Origin of the sequence: Variovorax sp. ZS18.2.2 (genome assembly GCF_024701975.1) — a bacterium.
In the GTDB taxonomy this organism is placed as follows: domain Bacteria; phylum Pseudomonadota; class Gammaproteobacteria; order Burkholderiales; family Burkholderiaceae_C; genus Variovorax.
Window position 1 is genome coordinate 106681 of record NZ_JANLNM010000005.1, and the last position, 20270, is coordinate 126950.

At 61.8% G+C, this 20270-nt stretch carries 17 protein-coding genes; 11 read left to right on the forward strand and 6 right to left on the reverse strand.

What is annotated here, in order from left to right; all coding sequences use genetic code 11:
• Nucleotides 1-198 precede the first annotated feature (198 nt).
• The 11 genes from NU688_RS19855 (at nucleotide 199) to NU688_RS34070 (ending at nucleotide 10883) form a co-directional block, all read left to right on the forward strand.
• A complete protein-coding gene (locus tag NU688_RS19855) occupies nucleotides 199-1911 on the forward strand; it encodes a phosphoethanolamine transferase (protein ID WP_257862522.1) in 1713 nt (570 codons plus the stop codon).
• Between the two features lie 63 nt (nucleotides 1912-1974).
• Nucleotides 1975-2274, forward strand: coding sequence for a zinc ribbon domain-containing protein (locus NU688_RS19860; protein WP_257862523.1), 300 nt, complete (start codon nucleotides 1975-1977; stop codon nucleotides 2272-2274).
• Between the two features lie 91 nt (nucleotides 2275-2365).
• Entirely contained in the window at nucleotides 2366-2719 is a 354-nt protein-coding gene (locus NU688_RS19865) for a hypothetical protein (RefSeq protein WP_257862524.1), read from the forward strand.
• Nucleotides 2720-2808: 89 nt separating this feature from the next.
• A complete protein-coding gene (locus tag NU688_RS19870) occupies nucleotides 2809-4128 on the forward strand; it encodes a TolC family protein (RefSeq protein ID WP_257862525.1) in 1320 nt (439 codons plus the stop codon).
• On the forward strand, nucleotides 4125-5342 hold the full coding sequence (locus NU688_RS19875; protein ID WP_257862526.1) for an efflux RND transporter periplasmic adaptor subunit: 1218 nt from the start codon (nucleotides 4125-4127) through the stop codon (nucleotides 5340-5342). Before NU688_RS19870 ends, NU688_RS19875 begins: the two co-directional genes overlap by 4 nt.
• 17 nt (nucleotides 5343-5359) lie before the next feature.
• Nucleotides 5360-8485, forward strand: coding sequence for an efflux RND transporter permease subunit (locus tag NU688_RS19880; protein ID WP_257862527.1), 3126 nt, complete (start codon nucleotides 5360-5362; stop codon nucleotides 8483-8485).
• Entirely contained in the window at nucleotides 8482-8820 is a 339-nt protein-coding gene (locus tag NU688_RS19885; RefSeq protein WP_257862529.1) for a P-II family nitrogen regulator, read from the forward strand. Before NU688_RS19880 ends, NU688_RS19885 begins: the two co-directional genes overlap by 4 nt.
• A gap of 10 nt (nucleotides 8821-8830) precedes the next feature.
• Nucleotides 8831-9316 carry a hypothetical protein gene (locus NU688_RS19890; RefSeq protein WP_257862530.1) on the forward strand — a complete coding sequence of 162 codons (486 nt, stop codon included), beginning with the start codon at nucleotides 8831-8833 and terminating at the stop codon, nucleotides 9314-9316.
• A gap of 8 nt (nucleotides 9317-9324) precedes the next feature.
• Complete coding sequence (locus NU688_RS19895) at nucleotides 9325-10236, forward strand: cation diffusion facilitator family transporter (protein WP_257862531.1); 912 nt, start codon at nucleotides 9325-9327, stop codon at nucleotides 10234-10236.
• Nucleotides 10237-10320: 84 nt separating this feature from the next.
• Nucleotides 10321-10521 carry a hypothetical protein gene (locus NU688_RS19900; protein WP_257862532.1) on the forward strand — a complete coding sequence of 67 codons (201 nt, stop codon included), beginning with the start codon at nucleotides 10321-10323 and terminating at the stop codon, nucleotides 10519-10521.
• 140 nt (nucleotides 10522-10661) lie between these two features.
• Entirely contained in the window at nucleotides 10662-10883 is a 222-nt protein-coding gene (locus NU688_RS34070; protein WP_374684671.1) for a copper chaperone PCu(A)C, read from the forward strand.
• 173 nt (nucleotides 10884-11056) lie between these two features.
• Here the strand turns inward: NU688_RS34070 and NU688_RS19905 are convergent, their stop codons facing one another.
• The 6 genes from NU688_RS19905 to NU688_RS19930 form a co-directional block, all read right to left on the reverse strand.
• Complete coding sequence (locus tag NU688_RS19905; RefSeq protein WP_257862533.1) at nucleotides 11057-13699, reverse strand: heavy metal translocating P-type ATPase; 2643 nt, start codon at nucleotides 13697-13699, stop codon at nucleotides 11057-11059.
• Between the two features lie 360 nt (nucleotides 13700-14059).
• Nucleotides 14060-16468, reverse strand: coding sequence for a heavy metal translocating P-type ATPase (locus NU688_RS19910; RefSeq protein ID WP_257862534.1), 2409 nt, complete (start codon nucleotides 16466-16468; stop codon nucleotides 14060-14062).
• A 117-nt stretch (nucleotides 16469-16585) separates the two neighbouring features.
• Nucleotides 16586-16777 (reverse strand): heavy-metal-associated domain-containing protein, encoded by a 192-nt coding sequence (locus NU688_RS19915; protein ID WP_257862535.1) that lies wholly within the window; start codon nucleotides 16775-16777, stop codon nucleotides 16586-16588.
• A 100-nt stretch (nucleotides 16778-16877) separates the two neighbouring features.
• Nucleotides 16878-18887 carry a DUF4396 domain-containing protein gene (locus tag NU688_RS19920; RefSeq protein ID WP_257862536.1) on the reverse strand — a complete coding sequence of 670 codons (2010 nt, stop codon included), beginning with the start codon at nucleotides 18885-18887 and terminating at the stop codon, nucleotides 16878-16880.
• A gap of 122 nt (nucleotides 18888-19009) precedes the next feature.
• A complete protein-coding gene (locus NU688_RS19925) occupies nucleotides 19010-19396 on the reverse strand; it encodes a DUF305 domain-containing protein (RefSeq protein WP_257862537.1) in 387 nt (128 codons plus the stop codon).
• Between the two features lie 22 nt (nucleotides 19397-19418).
• Complete coding sequence (locus NU688_RS19930) at nucleotides 19419-19748, reverse strand: four-helix bundle copper-binding protein (protein WP_257862538.1); 330 nt, start codon at nucleotides 19746-19748, stop codon at nucleotides 19419-19421.
• Between the last annotated feature and the right edge of the window lie 522 nt (nucleotides 19749-20270).

A 20270-nucleotide genomic window follows, 5' to 3' on the forward strand; every position in this document is an offset into this window, starting at 1 on the left:
GCGATTACGGGGGGTGATTACATTTCGGTCATCTGCGATTTTCCTCCGCCTGCCTATCGCTCGCACCCACGCGGAGCGCGGCATTACATGTTTGTAATGTTCCAGTTCGGATTTTGTTCGGCATGATTTCTAGAGTCCTCCCACGCGACTGGTGAGGTGGCAGCCGCCGCCCTTGTTCGGCGTGAATGACTCCAGACCATGCCAGATCACAAACCCCTTCGGCTGCCTTTCGACGCCGAAGGCAGCCCACTTGCCCCCTCGCGGGGAACGAACAAGGCGCTCTCCGCAACCTGGGCATGCTTGGGTACCGCAAGCTGGATTGTTGCTGTAGACAATTTCAGTTTCTGGAAGACTTTCGCTTCTGCGCAGGACAGCTGGAGTGCCGCCGCCTTGGCTTCGACCGTCGGGCTCGGGATTTTTCTGGCGCTGTTGTTCGCTGTGCTCCTGCGACCGTTCGTCACCGGCAGGGTTGGCGTCGTCTTGCTGTGTTTCCTGTTGATCGTGTCGGCCAGCGTCTCGCACTACCTTGATGCATGGGGAGTGCTCTTCGACAAGGGCTTGGTCCGGAACATGGTCGAAACAGACACGCGCGAGGTCCGCGAGCTGCTCTCGCTCCCCGCGTTCGTTGATGTGTTCTGGCGGGGCATCTTGCCCGCGGCATTGCTGTGGTTCGTCGGCATTCGCAGAGCCGAATGGAAGCGATCGACGATCCACACGGCGCTGCTGGGGGCAATGGCGGCCGGCGTCGCCAGCGCCTTGCTTGCCACTTCGTATGGGACGCTGGCATCCACGTTCCGCAACCACCGTGAACTCCGTTTCCAACTCGTGCCTACCAACTACATCAATGCGGTTTACGGCTACCTCAAAGGCGAAGACGTTACATCCGGGGCGATTCTTCGAATCGCACCGGACGCGCGGCGTACCCCGTCCCTCTCAGCGCGCCCGCTGGTGCTTGTCCTGATCGTGGGTGAAACCGCACGAGCGGCGAACTTTTCCCTGGGCGGCTATGCGCGCGAGACGAATGCGGCCCTCGCCAACCGCGACATCCTGTACTTTCAAAATGTCGTTTCGTGTGGAACTGACACCGCGACATCGTTGCCTTGCATGTTCTCCGGGCTGGGGGCCGAGGATTTCTCTGTGCGGAAGGCGCGTGAGCGCGAGAACGCACTCGACGTCTTGCTGCGGACAGGCGTTTCGGTGCAATGGCTCGACAACAACTCCGGTTGCAAGGGGGTCTGCGCGCGAGTGCCGACCCAGCAGATGCCGACGTCAGGCATTGACGGCCTTTGCGGTGAGGATGCGTGCCAGGACGAAATCCTTGCCCGGTCGCTGGAGGAGCGCCTGAATGAAGTGAAGCAGGACACGGCAATCGTTCTGCACCAGATGGGCAGTCACGGGCCAGCCTACTACCGGCGGTATCCAGCACCTGGCAAATTCCAGCCGACGTGCGATACGAATCGGATCCAGTCTTGCGACCGGCAGGCGCTCGTCAACACCTATGACAACACGATCGAGTACACCAGCCAGAACATCGCTCGAATCGTGGATGTAGCGCGCGCTCGCGCCCCCGCGATGGACATCGCGGTTCTCTACATCTCGGACCATGGTGAAAGCCTTGGCGAGCGAAACATCTATCTGCACGGGCTGCCGCCGATGCTTGCGCCCAGCGAGCAAACGCACGTTCCCATGCTCGCCTGGCTACCGGCCCGGACACAGGAGCGCCTGAAATTGCCGATCTCGTGCCTTGCCTCGGTTGCAGGGCAGGAATATTCCCACGACAACTTGTTTTCAACCTTGCTTGGGTTTTTCGGCGTTGCCACCGCAGCGTACCGAGCCGATCTGGACGTGTTGGCGATCGCGCGAGCATCCCGTGCATGCGGAAATGCACCGCTGCGCTTGACCTTGAAGTGACTTCATGGTTTCCAATCACTTCATTCCACAGCAATGGGCGCTCCTGCCCTCCAAGGAATCATCATGAGCTTCTTCAGCGAAATCTTTCGAAACCTGGCAAACGGTGACCACGGCCGACGTGGGCATGGTCAGTCGAGCCGTTCTGGGCATCACGGTGGGCGGGAGAGTGGTTATCCGTATGGAGGAGCCGATGCGCGCGGCGGGCAGCCTTGCCGGTCGTGCGGGGCTCCGTTCCTTCCTGGCGCGAATTTTTGCGCACAGTGCGGCGCCGCTCCTGCAGCTGCACGGGTCTGCTCTGGCTGCTCTACCGCCTTGGTGCCCGGAGCGCGCTTCTGCGCGAAGTGCGGCCAGGCGGCGACGTAAGCCGCGATAGCGCGAGATCACCCGGTCCCTGGCCTGAGTTTCACACACAAGCCCATCGAAAAAATCTCGCGCCATCGATACACTTGCCATCATGCGTACGTTTCTCTTAGCCATGCTTCTCGCGATCCTGCCGCTGCAGTTCGCGTGGGGTGCGGCCACGGGTTACTGCAGGCATGAGGCTGGCACTGGTGCCGCGCATTTTGGTCACCACGAGCACCAAGCCAACGCATCTTCGGGTGAAAAGAGCAAAGACCTGAAGTTGAAGACGATCGCCGACAGCGACGACTGCATCGGTTGTCATGCCAGCGTTGCCTACATCGCTCCGGTTCTGTCTCTTCATTTTCTGGCCCCTGTCGGAGGATGGCCACCAGCGCTCAGCCTGCCTACCTATCGTTCCCCAATCCCCATAGGGCTTGAACGCCCAGCACGAACGCTCGCCCTCTGATCGGCGAGCTCGTTCCTTCTTTTCCTTTTCACACGACGACAGCTCGCCGAATCTCGCCTTTGGTTGTTTTTCAACGCTAGGAGAATTCGATGCGAATCAAGACGCTGGTCATTGCCAGTGCATTGGCTTTGGCCGCATGGCCCAGCCTCGCGCAAGTCGCGAAATCCACCGCCCAAGCTGCGCAACCAGCACAACCCCGGCCGGTCCTACAGGGATTGAGCCTGACGGAAGTCTGGCGTCTGGCTGAAGAATCCAATCCGGCTTTGAGAGCCAAGCGGGCCGAACTCGCTTCGGCGGAAGGTTCGCGCACCGACGCCAACGCGTTCCTCTATAACAATCCAGTCGTTTCTTTCGATGGCATCCGCCGGACTGTCCCCCAGGAGGGGGCGTCGTCTGAACGGCGTCGCGAGTGGTCGAGCAGCGTTCAACAGACGTTCGAGATTGCAGGCCAGCGAGGCTTTCGCCGCGAAGCTGCCGATGCGGCGCTGACGGCCCTGCAGGAAGAGATCGCCGAGACACGCAGACAGGTTCGCGTCGAGGTGGCGCAGCTGTACTACCGCGTCCTCGCCTTGCAGCAACGCACCGAGCTCGAAGAGCAGGCGCTGGGCCTCTTCGAGAGCACCGCGGCAGCTGTGCAAAAGCGGCGTATCGCCGGTGAAGACACCAAGCTGGATTCCAACGTGGCCACGGTCGAGGCCGAGCGTGCCCGCAACCAACTGGCCGTCGCGAAGGAACAATTGCTCGACGCTCGCGCTGATCTGGCAACGAAGCTTCAACTCCGCGCGGAAAGCCTGCCACAGGCGAGCGGCGAGCTCCGCCCCACGGCAACCGCGGCTTACAGCCTCGAGTCCCTGCTGTCTCAGGTCGATAACCAGCCGCGCCTCCAGGCGCTGCGTGCACGGGAGGAGTCGGCACGGGCCAAGCTGAAGTTGGAGAGCGCCAGCCGATATCCCGATCTCACCGTCGGCGTCGGCGTGGGACGTGAAGGTGCATCCGGTGCTCGCGAACGTCTCACAACCGTTTCGGTCTCAGTGCCATTGCCATTGTTCAAACGCAATGCCGCCGGCATCGGACAGGCAAGCAGCGCGCTCACCCAAGCCGAGAACTCGCGCAGTGCGGGCGTTCGAGACGCGCAAGCGCAGGTGCAAGCGCTCTGGGCCAAGCTGGAGAGCCTGAGGGATCGTGTCACCAGGCTCCAGGAGCGTGTGCTTCCGGCGCTGCTCGATAACCAGCAGCTTTCGGTCAAGTCCCAGCGCGCCGGCCAGATCGGTCTTCTCGAGTTGATCGTGGTGAACAGGCAAGCCCTCGACGCACGCCGCGATCTGATCGACGCGCTCATCGACTATCAATCCACCCGTCTTGCACTGGAGCTAGCCGCCGGCTGGCCTCCTGAAGGAGTCACGCCATGAAATTCAATTCCACCCTGGTCGATCAGCGCAGTACCGAACGTTCCGCTCTGACCAAGCTTGCCGCAGCGATCTGCGCGGCCTTTGCAGTGATCGCACTTTCCGGTTGCGGAGGCAGCAACGGTTCGGCCGAGAAGCCCGCTGCCGAAGAGAAGGCTGCCGAGAAAGAAGGCCTCAAGCTCTCGAAGGAGGAAGCGGATCGCGCCGGCATCGTCCTGGAGGAACTTAAGGCGCAGGCTCTGGCCGATACCGTCACGGTGACAGCGACGATTCGCGCGAACCAGGATCGCATTGCCAGGATTGCGCCTCGCGTCGAAGGTCGCGTTGCCACCGTAGCGGCAAGCCTTGGTGACAATGTTCGAACCGGTCAGTCGCTTGCGACCCTGGACAGTTTGGCTGTCGGCGAGGCTTCGTCTGCGTTGAGCCAGGCACGGTCTGCTCAGCGAGTGGCTGACGCGGACTACAAGCGCGCCACTGCCTTGCAGGCAGAAGAGATCATTCCGCAGAAGGACTACCTGCGGGCCAAAGCGGAGCATGAAAAGGCAAGCGCGACGCTCCGCGCCGCAGAGGACCACCTTCGGCTGCTGGGCGTCCCATCGGGCCAGAGCGCAGGCGTGGCCTCCGTGTTCCCGCTGACTTCGCCGTTGGCCGGCACGATCATCGAGAAAAAGGCCGTTGTGGGCGGCTTGGCCGGGCCCAGCGATGCCTTGTTCGTCGTCGCGGACCTGTCGACGCTGTGGATCGAGGCCAACCTGGCCGAGGCCCAGTTGGCGAAAGTCCGCGTCGGGGCGAAAGCGACCGTCACCGTCGGTGCCTATCCGGACGAGCGTTTCGAAGGACGAGTGACCTACGTTGCAAGCATCCTCGACAAGGAGACGCGTTCGATTCCGGCGCGCATCGAGGTGAAGAACGGTGAGGGTCGCCTCAAGCCTGAGATGTTCGCGACCGCCACCATTGAAAGCCCCTCGCCGAAGTCGGCCCCGAAGACGGACGTGCTGACGGTGCCGGACCAGGCCATCGTGCTCATGCAGGGCCAGCCCAACGTTTTCGTCTTTGAAAACGGCGCTTACGAACAGCGCGCCATTGATCCAGGCGACAGGCTCGGTACCCGGACGGTTGTGAAGTCAGGCGTGAAGGCCGGCGAGCAGGTGGTGAGTGCGGGAACCTATGCCCTCAAGGCACGCGTGCTGAAGTCGCAAATCGGCGACGCACATTGAGGAATCGAAAGTAAAACATGCTCAACGCACTCGTAGACGCGTCGCTTCGATACAAGGTCCTCGTCCTGGTCATCTTTGCCGTCTTGGTCGGACTCGGTGTCCAGGCGTTTCGCAACGTCCCTGTCGATGCCTTCCCCGACGTCACCCCGGTTCAAGTCAACATCTATACGGAGTCTCCAGGCTTGGCCGCGGAGGACGTTGAAAAGCTGCTCACGACACCGATCGAAGGCGCCATGGCCGGCTTGCCGGGCGTCGAAGAAGTGCGCTCGGTCTCGCTCTTCGGCCTGTCCTACGTAGGCGTCTACTTCAAGGACGATGTCGACATCTATTTCGCTCGGCGCTTGGTGGGCGAGAAACTGCAGGAAGCGAAGGGGCGTTTGCCTCAAGGCTATGGCGAGCCAGTGCTGGGTCCAAACAGTTCGGGTCTCGGCCAGGTGTTTTGGTACACGGTCGAGTCCGAAGACAAGAAGATGAGCACCATGGATCTACGTACGCTCCATGACTGGACCGTGCGACTGATCCTGCGTACAGCCCCCGGCGTGGACGACATCGTCTCGTGGGGCGGGGAACAGAAGCAGTTCCAGGTTCAGATCGATCCGCGAAAGCTCATCAAGTACAGCGTGAGCTTCAAGGAGGTGATGGAGCGGCTCACAGCCAACAACAAGCAGGTTGGCGGTCAATCGATCAACCTCGGCGCGGAACAGTTTCTGGTGCGTGGTCTCGGGCTGGTGGGAACCACAAAAGACATCGAGCAGATTGTCATCGCTGAGCGTAACGGCGCGCCTGTGTATGTACGGGACGTTGCACAAGTCAAGGAAGCTCCCGCGCCCCGATTCGGCGCAGTGACACGAGACGGCAAGGAAGCCGTCTTGGGGATCGCTTTGGCCCGGGTCAACGAAAACGCCAAGAACGTGGTGGACGCCGTCAAAGCCAAGTTGGCCGTGGCGCAGGCAGCGCTGCCGAAGGGCGTGACGCTGCAGCCGGTCTACGATCGCACCGAACTGGTCAAGAAAGCCCTGAACACCGCGGAGAGCTCGCTGGTCGAAGGCGCGATCCTTGTCGCCGTGATCCTCTTCCTGTTCCTGGGCGAGTTTCGATCGGCGATCGTGGTGGTGATCACTCTACCGATGGCGATGCTGATCGCATTCATCCTGATGCAGCAGTTCGGTGTCTCCGCCAACCTGATGTCGCTTGCCGGCTTGGCGATCGGCACAGGGATGATGGTGGATGGCGCGGTCGTGATGGTCGAGAACGCGTTTCGACTTCTGGCGCATGCGAAGGAATCGGGCAAACCGATTCAGAAGACGCACCTTATCCTGGAAGCAGCCCGAGAGGTGGTCAATCCGATCGCATTCGCCATCTTGATCATCATCGTCGTTTTCTTGCCGTTGTTCTCGCTCACCGGGCTCGAGGGAAAGCTCTTCAAGCCGATGGCGTACACCATCACGTTTGCCATGGCGGGCTCGCTCCTGCTTTCGCTGACGTTGGTCCCGGTGCTCGCCGCGTTGATCCTGAAGCCCAAAGAGGAGAAGGACACTTTCCTCGTTCGGCGCGCCAAGCGGATCTACCTTCCTCTGTTGGATTGGGCGCTTGAGCGCAAGCGTCTGGTCGTCGGCTCGGCAATCGTCCTGCTGCTCGCCTCGCTGGCGCTGTTCCCATTTCTGGGCAAGGAGTTCATGCCTCAGCTGCAGGAAGGAACGATTCAGTTTCGTGTGACGGGTATTCCTTCCACGTCGCTCGACGAGTCCATCCGCGTGTCCAACGAGGTGAGCGCGGCACTGCACAAGCAATTCCCGCAGATCCGATCTGTGCTCGCGACCATCGGCCGCGCCGAAGGGGGCGAGACCACGGACGTGAACTACATGGAGTTGAACCTGGACACCAAGCCACCCGGGGAGTGGCCAGAGAAGATCTCCTACGCAAAGCTGGCCTCGGAAATGCAAGAGGCTCTCGAAAAAGTGGTGCCCACCGTTGTGTTCGGCGCGACCCAGCCGATTCAGTCCCGCGTCGAGGAGCTGATCTCCGGGGTGCGGGCCACGCTTGCGCTCAAGTTGTACGGAGAGGATCTGGCAACACTCGACAGACTCACCAGCAAGATTCAAGGCGTGCTCGGGAAGATTCCGGGTGTTGCGGACCTGTCGGCCGAAGCCAACAAGGGAAAGCCGCAACTCATCATCAAGGTCAACCGGGACGCCGCGGCGCGCTACGGCATCAATGCGGATGAGATCCTGGAGGTCGTGCAATCCGGTATCGGTGGCAGCGCGGTCTCCACATTGATCGATGGCACCAAGCGTTTTGAAATCGCGGTTCGCCTCTCCGACGAGTTCAGGGTGAGCCCAGCGGCCATCGCCAGCATTCCAATCCGCACGGGTGGCGGGGCGCTGGTGCCTTTCTCGCAGGTCGCATCGATCGAGCTCGACGAGGGGTACTCCTTCATTCGGCGTGAATCTCTGCAGCGTTATTCAGTGCTCCAGATGGACGTCAAGGGCCGCGATGTCGACAGCTTCGTGAAGGAGGCGGATACGCAACTGAAGGCGCAAGTCGAGTTGCCAACCGGCTACTGGATCGAATGGGGCGGCTCCTTCGAGAATCAGCAGCGAGCGATGGCCAGGCTCGGGGTGATCGTTCCGTTGACCATCGGTCTGATCTTCATCCTTCTGTACACCGCCTTCAACTCTGTGCGGCATGCGACGCTCATCATCGCCAACGTGCCGTTCGCAATCATCGGCGGCATCGTCGGCTTGTTTGTCAGCGGGCAATACCTGTCGGTCCCCTCGGCCATCGGCTTCATCGCCGTCTTCGGTGTTGCCATGCTGAACGGCATCGTGATGGTGACGTTCCTGAACGATCTGAGGCGCCAAGGCTTGCCAATCCGAGAGGCGGTTCAACAGGGTGCAGCGCTGCGGCTGCGCCCTGTATTGATGACCGCGTCCGTCGCGATCCTTGGCCTCATTCCGATGCTGCTGTCGACCGGCGTCGGTGCGGAGACGCAACGCCCCCTTGCCACGGTGGTGGTGGGTGGCCTCTTCACCTCCACCGCGTTGACATTGCTGATCCTGCCATTGATGTACGAGTGGGCGGAGCAGCGAGCCGAAAGGCGCAAAGCCAAGACTCAAGAAACCTTAGAAGGAGAAACACCGTGAAAGAGATCAAGGCATATGTCCACAACAACAGAGTCGCGGCCGTTATTGCTGCATTGAAGGGGTCCAGCGCGTGGGGAGATGACACACGCGGCCGCCGACACAACCTGACCCTGTACGTCGTGAAGGGCTCGTTGACCCCACTTCACGAAGCCGAGCGTCGCTACTCCATTGAACTGGGCGACGAAGTGGTGAACGAGTACAAGCTCGAGCTCCATTGCAATGATGAAGATGCCGACGAGTTCGTGAAGATCATCGCAGCCTCAGCTCATACTGGCCAATCAGGTGCGGGATGGATATACGTCATGGATGTCGGGTACGGGCAAGCCATCGTTTGATGGTGCTGTGGTGAACGACTCCGATCCGCACGCCCGTTGTCTCGCGAAGGGTGCTGATCGCGCATGCGCCTCGCGGGCCAGACGACTGCTCGCGATGGCCGCGTTCGGCACGGGTTGCGCCGCAAGCTTGGGCGGCTGCGCGACCCTCATGGAAGACGCCAGTGCGTTCCGGGAAGGCTGGCGCACCGCAGAGGTGACCGAACTGGCCTCCGCTCGTCAACTGCGAGGAAGCGGTCGGACCGATTGCCGACAGACGGCAAGCTCACAACAACTTGCGACGTCGCGCTTCGCTCGCTTGTCCTACCGCTCAGGCGGGTCCAAACACTCGCATGTTGTCGCGGTGAGCGACGGCTTTCCCGTCACCGTAGGCGATGTCGTCTTCACCAATGTGATGCGTTGCGGCACCCCCTTGGAAATTCGTTGGAGGCCAGTGGCCGACACGATCAAGACGGGGAGCGCGCACGAACCCCTCCAGCTTCCCACTCCCAATCTTTGAAGGCAATCATGGCATCCGGAAAATCACACTCGCACGTACAAGCCGCCTCGGGCCCTGGTCACGAGCGGTCCCTGTGGATCGCACTCGCCCTTACAACGACGTTCATGGTCGCGGAGGTGATCGGAGGACTTGTCACCGGAAGCCTCGCACTGATTTCCGACGCAGCGCACATGTTCACCGATACGGTGGCGCTGGCAATATCGCTCGCGGCGATTCAGATTGGTAAGCGCGTGGTGGATACCAAGCGGACCTTCGGCTACTACCGATTCGAGATCCTGGCAGCGGCGTTCAATGCTCTCCTGCTCTTCGGCGTTGCCATCTACATCCTCTATGAAGCCTGGCGGCGGATGCGTGAGCCGCAAACGGTCGACTCGATTCCGATGCTGATCATTGCAGCACTGGGTCTCGTCGTGAACCTCGTGAGCATGAGATTGCTTTCTTCGGGCAAAGATCGAAGCCTCAATGTCAAGGGCGCCTATCTCGAGGTCTGGAGCGACATGCTCGGGTCGGTGGGAGTGATAGTGGGGGCGGTGGTGATCTGGCTGACGGGATGGACTTGGGTCGACTCGGTCATCGCCGTCGCGATCGGATTCTGGGTCTTGCCAAGGACATGGGTTCTGCTGCGTGACAGCATGAATATTCTTCTCGAGGGCGCGCCGGACGATGTCGATGTCGACGAGGTCAACAAGGCGTTGCGCACGCTGCCTGGGGTCGATTCCATTCACGAACTGCATGTATGGGCTATCACCAGCGGCAAGGCGAGCCTGAGCGTTCATCTGGTCAGCGCGAGCGGCGACTTCAACGAACTCGTGGCTGAGGGGGCCCGCACCCTGGCGGAGCGCTTTGATATTCATCACTCGACGATCCAACTAGAACGCGTTCCATGCGGGCAAGCGTCGGGAACACATCGGTTTGAGTGATCTCGCGCTCGCGAACCATTCTGAACTCAATGGAAAGGCAAGGCCGTGTTCCGCACCACAACCGACGACGGCTCGCACTTTTTCATGATGCTGGGCCTGTACATCAGCATCCTCGCCATCGGGGCCGTGATCTTTCTTCTCGTTCGATGGTGGAAAGAGCGCCGCGACTTTCCGGCGGCGCATCGCCGCCCCTACGCAAAAAGCTTGCTCGATCGGCTGTCGGGCAGTGACGCCAAGAAGAAAAGCGCGCCGGCTCGCAAGAGCCAAAAGAACCACAAGAGATAGTGCCCGGCGTTCATCGATAGATGAGCCGAGCGGGGAAAGAGCCACCAGTGAAACTTGATCGCCGAACCATGCTCGGATTACTGCTCGCAGCGATATCACCCCAGGCCCTGGCAGCGGAGTTGCAGCTCATGGATCAGCGCATGCGGTTGCTGCCAGGCGAGCTTCCGGCCGCGGGCTACTTCACAGTCACCAACACGGGCAGCAGGCCACTCGTGTTGGTTGGGGCCGAGAGCCCCGCCTTCGAGACCGTGATGATGCACAAGAGCACTCAGAAGGACGGGACCGCAAGCATGGAGCACATTGAAGAACCGAGGCTCGCACCCGGGGAGTCTGTCAAGTTCTCCCCTGGGGGTATCACTTGATGCTGATGAAACGCCTCCAGTCTCTGTCGGTGTGAAACCGCATATCGATGACGTTTTTTTCTCCGATGGCCAGCGGCTGCAGACGGTTTTCAGGGCTGTCCCGCCCGCGGCACATTGATGCAGGCAAGAGCGTTCGAGACGATTCGTCGCGTTGCAATCGATCCGTCGTCGCTTTAGGAGGTTGCGCCCGCCGGGATGGCTGCCACGACCTGTGACGCCGGCAAGGTTCCTTTCTTGTACGCCAGCAGACGCAGCGCGTTCACGACGACCAGCAAGGTCGAGCCTTCGTGGAACAGAACCGCGGTGCCGATGTTCAGGCCGAAGATCGTTGCGGGAATCAGCACAGCGACAACACCCAGGCTCACGTAGAGGTTCTGCTTGATGATGCGGCTCGTGCTGCGCGACAACCCTACCGCGAACGGTAGCTGGGCCAAGTCGTCGGCCATCAGGGCGACGTCGGCCGTTTCAAGCGCGACGTCGGAGCCCGCTGCACCCATGGCGATGCCGACTGTCGAGTTGGCCATCGCAGGCGCATCGTTGACGCCGTCGCCGACCATGGCGACCTTGCCATGCTCCTTGCGTAGTGCCTTGATGGCATCGACCTTCTGCTCCGGCATGAGATCGCCCCGTGCCTCGGTCAAGCCGACACTCTTGGCCACCGCATCGGCGACTTGCTGGTTGTCCCCGGAGATCATGATGAGCCGCTCGATGCCAAGCGCTCGGAGCTCGGCCATGACCTGCGCCGCCACGGGGCGTGGGGTATCCATGACGGCAATCACCCCCAGGTAACGCTCACCTTTGCGCACGACCATGGTTGTTCTACCGGAAGCGACCAGCTTGTCGTTTGCCTCCTTCACGTCCTGAGGCAGTGAAGAGCCTGGCAGCTCGGAAAACAGGATCGGCTTTCCGATGTAAACGGCCTCGCCGTCGACATGTGCTTGGACGCCGCGTCCGGTGATGCTTTTGACGTCTGAGGCAACAACCGCCTTCGCGCGATCACCGAGGCGTTCGCGCGCGCCGGACACGATGGCGGTCGCCAGGGGATGATCGCTGTGCTCTTCAACGGCCAGCGCCACGGCCAACAGTTCATCGTCTGTGACGCCCTGCATTGCGACGGCATCGGTCAGTTTGGGCTTGCCTTCGGTCAGCGTTCCAGTCTTGTCAAAAGCGATGGAAGTCAGCGTGCCGAGATTCTCCAACGGGCCGCCGCCCTTGACCAGGACGCCGCCTCTGCCGGCGCGTGCCACGCCACTGAGAACGGCGCTGGGGACGGAGATGGCCAATGCGCATGGGCTGGCCGCGACCAGAACGGCCATCGCCCGATAAAAGGTGTCGGAAAACGGTTCGTCGATCACGATGCCTGCGAACAGCAGCAGGACAACCAGGGCCAAGACCGCGGGGACGAAGATGCGTTCGAAGCGTTCGGTGAATTGCTGCGTCGGCGAGCGCTGCGCCTCTGCCTCGGTCACCATTTTGACCACCCGGGCCATCGTGGATTGTTCGGCACGGCGAGCCACCGTCACCTCGATAGCACCCGACCCGTTGATCGTGCCTGCGAAAACCCTGTGCTCCGGCGCGACTCGATCAAAGGCCGCAAGTGCCGCTTTGATGTCGTCGACCGGCCGCTTGTCGACCGGCACGCTCTCGCCAGTGACGGGCGCCTGGTTCACGCTGGACGTCCCAACCACAACGACACCGTCGGCCGGCAGCCGTTCGTTGGGCCGCACGACGACCACGTCGCCGACCTTCAGTTGTTCGACAGCGACCTCTTCGGTACCACTGTCGCGTCGCACGGTAGCCGTCTCGGGTGCGAGCTTGGCAAGTGCTTCGATGGCCTTTCGGGCGCGTCCCATCGCGTAGTGCTCGAGCGAGTGACCCAGGCTGAAAAGGAACAGCAGCAGCGCGCCTTCGGCCCACTTGCCGAGCGCCGCGGCACCCAGCGCCGCCACCAGCATCAGCGTATCGATTTCGAAGCGACGTGCTTTCAGGTTTTCAAACGCTTCCTTGACCGTATAGAAGCCGCCGAAGAAATATGCAGCGATGTAGGTGGCCGTGGGGAGCCAGGCGGGGCCGGCGCCGCTGCGCTCGATCAGCCATCCCACGGTCAGCAGTACGCCGGCGAGCGCCGCAAGGATCAGTTCGCTCTTCTCCCCCAGGAGGCCGCCCTCGGAGTGGTCATGACCCGCATGACCGCCAGCACCTTTTTGGCCGTGATCGTGGCCCGCATGATCCGCGTGGTCGCTGTGGTCAGGCCCGCTGTGCTTGTGGCCCGCGTGGTCATGGTTGGCATGGTCGATGGATTCGTCGCCGGAGCGGGAAGGCCGGGGAGGGATCTTCGGTGCGGCGTCCGTTGGCAGTGCGTTGGCGCCCGTCGTGCGGATCCCAAGCGTCGCCACCTTTGCCCTCAATGTCTCCGCCGACACCAGTAGCCGGTCGTATTCAATACGAACGGAACCGGAGCCCGACACATCTGCTTCCAGAACGCCCGGAACACTTCGCAGATCGGCGGCAACGCCGCGCGCTGCGCGTGCATGAAGCGAGCCATCGGCTCTGATCGTCAGGTGAGAGAACCGCTCGCTCAACTGCGCGCCGACCGAGCCGACCAGTTCGCGCAGGCAAGTTATGGAGACGGCGGACTGGTCGTAGTGCAGGCACAGCTGGGGTTGCCCATTGGGGTCTCGAACGACGTGAGCCTCGGAGATGCCGGGTCGCCCCTCGAGCGCTTCCGTCAGCCGTTGTACGCAGTGATCCTCGACGTCGTCCACATCGGGAAGGATCAGGGGTAGATCCAAACGGAGCTTGCTCGAGTCAGTCATGGGCGTTGCCTTCTATTGAAAAGTAAATACCGAATGCTGTGGCACTGGCATGATTCTTTCGCATCTCATCGCGCAGCAGGGACTGTCGATTCGTTTTTGATCTCTCGATGTGCGACAAGACCCCAAGTTGGTATGCGCAACGCGGGAAGTAGCGAGTTGACGCTCAACCGGCGTTACTTTGATTTACCCACGAGTTTTGGCCAACAGCCAGTCACCGCCAGCAAAGAGATGTCTTATGTCCTTCCGATGGTTCCCGTTGAAGTGCTGTTGACTGCTCGGCTAAGCAAAAACGAACACGCGCGCGACGCGTCGCCTGTTACATGCCTTTCGACTGGCAGGGCCGCCGCTCGCGGCGACCCCCTAAGTTCGCTGTCGCGCACCTCCTCTCAAGCGCAGGGCGTTGGTGATGACCGAGGCCGAACTCAGGCTCATCGCCAACGCCGCGATCATCGGCGACAGCAGCCATCCCGTGAACGGAAACAGCACGCCGGCGGCCAGCGGCACGCCGAGGGCGTTGTAGAGGAAGGCGAAGCCGAGGTTTTGCTTCATGTTGGCGATGGTCTGCTCGGAGATGACGCGCGCCTGTGCAATGCCGCGCAGATCGCCCTTGACCAGCGTCACCTGGGCACTGTTCATGGCGACGTCGGTGCCTGTACCCATCGCCACGCCGACGTCGGCCTTGGCGAGCGCGGGGGCGTCGTTGATGCCGTCACCCGCCATCGCGACGATGCGGCCCTCCCGCTGCAGCTTGTCCACCAGCGCGAGTTTGTCGGCGGGCTTGACTTCTCCATGCACCTCATCGATGCCCAACCTGACCGCGACAGCCCGGGCCGTGGTCAGCCCGTCGCCGGTGGCCATGATGACCCGCATGCCCGAGGCCTTGAGCGCGGACAGCGCCTCCATGGTGGTGGCCTTGATCGGGTCCGAGACTGCAAGCAAGCCGGCAGGCTGGCCGTCCACCGCCAGGAACATGACGCTGGCGCCTTCGGCCCGCATCGCCTCGGCCTGCGGCTTCAGGTCGTCGATTGGGACGCGCAGTTCATCCATCAGCGCCGTGTTGCCAAGCGCCAGCTTCATGCCGCCCACGCCGCCACTCACGCCGATGCCGCTGCTGGATTCGAAACCGTCGGGCGTGTCCAGCGCCAGGTTGCGCTCGCGCGCCGCGCGCACGATGGCATCGGCCAGCGGGTGTTCGCTCCCCTGGTCCAGGCTGGCCGCGAGGCGCAGCACCTCGTCTTCGGTGAAGCCTGGCGCAGGCACCGCGCGCTCGAACTGCGGCCGGCCTTCCGTCAGGGTGCCGGTCTTGTCGACGATGAGCGCATCGACCTTGCGGAAGTTCTCGATCGCCGCGGCATCGCGGAACAGGACGCCCTGCGTGGCCGCCTTGCCCGTGGCGACCATGATCGACATCGGCGTCGCGAGCCCAAGTGCACAGGGGCAAGCAATGATGAGCACTGCCACGGCATTGATGAGGCCGTAGACCCAGCTGGGCTCCGGCCCGAAGAATCCCCAGGCCAAGAACGTCAGCACCGCGATGCCGATGACCGTCATGACGAAGTAGCCGGCGACGTGATCGGCCATTCGTTGCATCGGCGCCCTGGAGCGTTGAGCCTGCGCGACCATCTGGACGATGCTCGCCAGGACGGTCTGCGAGCCGACCTTTTCCGACTGCATCACCAGTGCGCCGTTGGTGTTCAACGTCGCACCGATGAGCTTGTCGCCAACTCGCTTGGTCACGGGCAACGGCTCACCTGTCAGCATGGACTCGTCGACGGCGCTGCTGCCTTCGATCACCACACCGTCCACGGGCACTTTCTCTCCAGGGCGTACGCGCAGCTTGTCGCCCACATGCACATGACCGATCGGTACGTCCTCCTCGGCGCCGTCAGGGCCGACGCGGCGCGCTGTTTTGGGGGCGAGGCCCAGCAGCGACTTGATGGCTGCGGAGGTCTGCGACCGCGCCTTGAGCTCAAGGATCTGACCCAGCAAGGTCAAAGAAATGATCACCGCGGCCGCTTCGAAATACACCGCCACGCGCCCCATCGAGACGAACGAGGCAGGAAATACGTGCGGCGCTACTGTGGCGACGACGCTGTAGATGAACGCGGCGGCAGTGCCCAGACCGATCAGGGTCCACATGTTCGGGCTGCGGTTCGCCACGGATTGCACCGCGCGCTCGAAGAACGGCCACCCGGCCCACAGCACGATCGGCACGGTGAGCACGAGCTCGATCCAGCTCTGCGTGTCCATCTCGAACCACTGCAGGCGGTGGCCGGCCATGGCGAGCACGGTGACGACGACGGTGAACGGCAACGTCCAGAAAAAGCGCCGCTTGAAGTCCTTCAATTCGGGATCTTCTCCCTCGTCGAGGGTCGGCATCTCGGGTTCCAGTGTCATGCCGCACTTGGGGCAGTTGCCTGGGTGGCCCTGCCGGATCTCCGGGTGCATGGGGCAGGTGTAGATCGTGCCCACGGGAGCGGGCAGCGCAGGATCTGCAGGTGCAAGCACGAGCGGGACCGCTGGCTGGGAATCGCGCCTTGCGTACTTGGCCGGGTCGGCCGAGAACTTGGCCTTGCAACCCGCACTGCAGAAGTAGACCGGCGCGCCTTCGTGCTGCAAGACGTGCGGTGACTGCGCAGTCACCGTCATTCCGCAAACGGGATCCTTCAGAACCGCATCGGTCTCATGGGAAGGTTCTCCAGCGCGGTGCGGGTGCGCGCCATGATGCCCCTCGCGGTGCTCATGCAGGTTGGACGGCGTAGGGTTCATTCGAGTTCTCCAACGAAAAATGGGGTGAATGCGCGCCCGGATGGCGCGCATTCACCTCACATTGGCCCGCACGACACAACATCAGCCGATATAGGCCGAAGCCACGTGCGTGGCGTATCACTTCGGCGGGTAGCCCGCTTGCGTCAGGGCCGCCGTCACAGACGCGCGGTCCTCGGCGCTGTCGACGCGCAATGTTTTGGTCGGCAGGTCGACTTCGATCTTCGCCGTGGCGTCCAGATTCTTGACGGCCTGAGCGATCCGGCTCGCGCAACCCCCACAGGACATTGACTGGATGACGAACTCTTGCATGAGAGACTCCTTGATTGAACGTGATCCCAGTGTCAGGCTTGACATCGTGTGAAGGTCAAGCGATTGCTACCAGATCCTCCAACCGTGTGGTTCCTTGCATTCAGGCTGCCACCTCCAGGACCATCATCAGGCCGCCGCCTCCGTCCTGCTCGACGTTGTTGTTGGTCGTGTGGTGCGGGATGTGGCAGTGGACCAGCCATTTTCCGGGCCGCAAGGCCTTCCAGATCACGTCGTAGCGCTGCCCGGGTCCGACATTGACGGTGTCGGCCTGGAAGCGCGCCGACTCCGGCAGGACGTACCCGTCCCTTGCGATGACGGTGAACGGGCCGCCATGGACGTGCATGGGGTGCACGAAGTTGTTGTTGCTGCCTACAAACCTGAGTTTGATCGTCTCACCGACCTTCATCTTCACCGTGTCGGTCGCGGGGAATGCCTTGCTATTGATGGTGAAGTAGTTGGGAAGGCCACCTTCCATCAGCATGGCCGGATAGGTCAGACCTTCGCGCTTGAGCCACTCCTGCAACTGCAACACGTACTCATGGTCGGCCTTGGGTTCCTCCTGCGGGCTCTTGGGATCGATGATCAGCGCACCGTACAGGCCGAAGGCCTGCTGGCGATCGACATGATCGTGTGTGTGATAGAAAAAAGTCCCGGCCTGCTCGGTCGTGAACTCGTAGGTGTACGAGCCGCCGGGCTGGATCGGCTTCTGCGTGATCTTGGCGGGGCCGTCCATTTCGTTCGGCAAGATCAAGCCATGCCAGTGCACCGTGGTGCTTTCGGGCAAGCGGTTTGTCACCTTGATGCGCACGCGATCACCTTCCGTGACACGAATTCTCGGGCCTGGAATCGTCGCATTGAACGCATAGCCTTCGACCGCCACATCCGGGAGGATGTTCCAACGGATGACGCTGGTCTCAAGGTTGAAGACCTTGACCCCGTTGTCCAGCGTTGGGACCAGATCCACGTCGCCACGGGCCTGAGCTGCAGCAGCGTGTGCGACCAGACGCGGGTGGATTGCGGACATGTCACGCATCGCGTCGCCCGGGGTGTCCCAGCCCATGATCATCGACGGCGGCATGATGGCGCCGCGCACGTCCCGGTTCGACAAGCGCATGTTCACGAACATCGCGGGCATCGTCATGCCGGCGAGCAACATGAGCGTGGTCGTCATGGTCACCGCGGCCAATTGTGGCCGCGTCACGTCGGGGCGCATGCTGTGACCATTGCGGCCACCATGTCCACCTTGGCCGGGCTTCGTGCCGTGCGCGTTGCCGGTTGAAGCGTCAGTTGGCGCTTTGTCTGGAAGTGCGCCTTCTTCATGGCCCGCGTGAGCACCATGACCCTGTGTATTGTTTGCCGTGTCATGCGATACCGCAGGCATTGCACTTTGCCCATGATTGCCCTGCGTGGGCATGTCTGATTGGTCGCCTGCAGCCTTCTCGGGCTGACGTTCTGTCATCAATCCGTGCTTCATCTTGCGCGACACCATCCAGACGTTCACCGGGTAGGCCACTGCAAATCCGACGGCCACGCCCAGGGACATCACGCCCCAGAAGATGAGCTCGGTCGGATCCATGGCGCGCATGTCGCGGCCCATCATCAGCAGCGCCATCACCGGCGCCATGCCCGCCATCATCGCGTTCATGCTGATGAATTCGGGCATGAAGGATCTCTTGACGTTCTCCAAGTACGTGCCGCCCATCATGTTCTTCATGAAAAGCGACTGAAACACGAAGAGGCCGAACGCGAAACCCGCGATGTACTCCACGATCAGGTCGATCCACATCGGAAGTCCCAGCACCGCGGTCACGACGGCTGCCAGGATGATCCCGGTCGCATCGCCCGCAACGCAGTGGATCGTCGAGCCCACGCCCTGTTTCCAGAGCGGCTTGACGAACTCCTCATGCTCTCCTGGGGCTGGCTCCTTGTCCGCCATCACATACAGCAGCAGGCCCACAGGCCCCAAATACAGGGTGACAAGGATGAACCCCCACTTCATCACCACAGGCTCGGGGTTGTTCCTCAGTTGGTCCCAGGCCACGTAGGCCGTCGACAGCGCGGCCAAAGCGAACCAGACGGCCAGGAAGTAGTCGATGGGTTGAACGAACATAGGTGATCACCGGTGTTTGGGTTCAGGCCCGCACGATGTCGCCAGCCACCTTGCGCCGTTCGGACCGAGCGAGCCCTGGACGTTAATGTGAGCGTGCCCTGCGCGAGGCACCGCTTTACCGCTCAGGGATTCTTTTTCATCCACGCATCCAGCTGCGCGATTTCCTTGGTTTGGTCCTTGATGATCTTGCGCGCCATCGCTCTGAGCTCCGGCGATTTACCGTGCGCGATCTCTGGCTTGGCCATCTCGAGCGCCTGCTGGTGATGCATCTTCATCAGCATTGCGAAGTCCTTGTCGGTGTCGCCCGACATCTGCATCTTTTGCATGCCGTCCATGCCACTCATCATGGACTTTTTCATCTCATCCGATCCGCCACCCTTTTGCATTTGTGCGGAAGACATGGCCATTGGCGCCGGTGAAGTGGAGGGTTGAGTTTGCGCCGTCGCAGTCAGCGCAAAGGCCGCGAGCGCAGAGGCGCTCGCCAAGGTCTTGAAAGACAGGGAGGTCATGGTTTTCCTTGGTGGTGTGAAATCAATGGGCCATTTCCAGGCACGCGACCGCGCAGGCTCGACAACCCTTGGCACAGGCTTGGCAGTGCGGCGCCTGGTGCTTGTCGCATTCCTGTGCACAGGCTTCACAGATGTCGGCGCACAGTCCGCAAACTTCTGTTGCGCACTCGCTGTCGCGGGCGATCGCGGCGGCGGCGAACTGACAGATTGCCGCGCAATCCATGTCCAGCGCGATGCACCGGGACATCATCTTGACGTTGTCCTCTTTCAAGCAGGCGGCAGCGCAGCGATTGCACGCGACGGCGCACTCGTTGCACGCCTCAATACAGGCAGAGTCGGTTTCACGTGACACGGCTGTCTCCTTTGCATAGCGGCCGACGATCGGCGAAGAGGCACGTTGCAACCACCCCGGCATACGCGACCCGACGGGTCGCGGGTGAAAAGAGCTCCAATCAAACGATCGGCGTGTGACTCGACGTGACGGCGATGCGGATGTCGACCGTGCGAGAGCCTGAACTTGTATGCAGAGTGCCGAAGACGCGAGCGGCCGTCTGTCGGACGCAAGCCCGGTCGCAGTTGCGAATTGCCGATGCTTCATCGTTTGCTCCGCCTGGACTTCCTGGATGCAGTCGAGCGAAGGGTTCCCCGACCTCTGTGCCCGTCCGATCGGCTTTTCCGGTGTTTGCGGCGCTGCCAGCACACGATCGCCGCGAAAACGATCACTCCCAGGATCCACGCGATGAACATGGTGCTCACCACATTCTCGGAAACCCACCGGCCTGTCACGTACATGCGTCACCTCGTTTGGCTTGCCGGCCACTGGCAGGTACGCGAGGTACGCGCGCGACGGCAGCAGAAGTGGGATAGGGCGTAC

Coding starts and splice junctions, on each gene's coding strand:
- NU688_RS19915 (WP_257862535.1), bottom strand. CDS start 16,777: ATGCAAGAGTTCGTCATCCAGTCAATGTCCTGTGGGGGTTGCGCGAGC.
- NU688_RS19900 (WP_257862532.1), top strand. CDS start 10,321: ATGATGCTGGGCCTGTACATCAGCATCCTCGCCATCGGGGCCGTGATC.
- NU688_RS19860 (WP_257862523.1), top strand. CDS start 1,975: ATGAGCTTCTTCAGCGAAATCTTTCGAAACCTGGCAAACGGTGACCAC.
- NU688_RS19865 (WP_257862524.1), top strand. CDS start 2,366: ATGCGTACGTTTCTCTTAGCCATGCTTCTCGCGATCCTGCCGCTGCAG.
- NU688_RS34070 (WP_374684671.1), top strand. CDS start 10,662: ATGCGGTTGCTGCCAGGCGAGCTTCCGGCCGCGGGCTACTTCACAGTC.
- NU688_RS19905 (WP_257862533.1), bottom strand. CDS start 13,699: ATGACTGACTCGAGCAAGCTCCGTTTGGATCTACCCCTGATCCTTCCC.
- NU688_RS19870 (WP_257862525.1), top strand. CDS start 2,809: ATGCGAATCAAGACGCTGGTCATTGCCAGTGCATTGGCTTTGGCCGCA.
- NU688_RS19925 (WP_257862537.1), bottom strand. CDS start 19,396: ATGACCTCCCTGTCTTTCAAGACCTTGGCGAGCGCCTCTGCGCTCGCG.
- NU688_RS19895 (WP_257862531.1), top strand. CDS start 9,325: ATGGCATCCGGAAAATCACACTCGCACGTACAAGCCGCCTCGGGCCCT.
- NU688_RS19910 (WP_257862534.1), bottom strand. CDS start 16,468: ATGAACCCTACGCCGTCCAACCTGCATGAGCACCGCGAGGGGCATCAT.
- NU688_RS19920 (WP_257862536.1), bottom strand. CDS start 18,887: ATGTTCGTTCAACCCATCGACTACTTCCTGGCCGTCTGGTTCGCTTTG.
- NU688_RS19880 (WP_257862527.1), top strand. CDS start 5,360: ATGCTCAACGCACTCGTAGACGCGTCGCTTCGATACAAGGTCCTCGTC.
- NU688_RS19855 (WP_257862522.1), top strand. CDS start 199: ATGCCAGATCACAAACCCCTTCGGCTGCCTTTCGACGCCGAAGGCAGC.
- NU688_RS19875 (WP_257862526.1), top strand. CDS start 4,125: ATGAAATTCAATTCCACCCTGGTCGATCAGCGCAGTACCGAACGTTCC.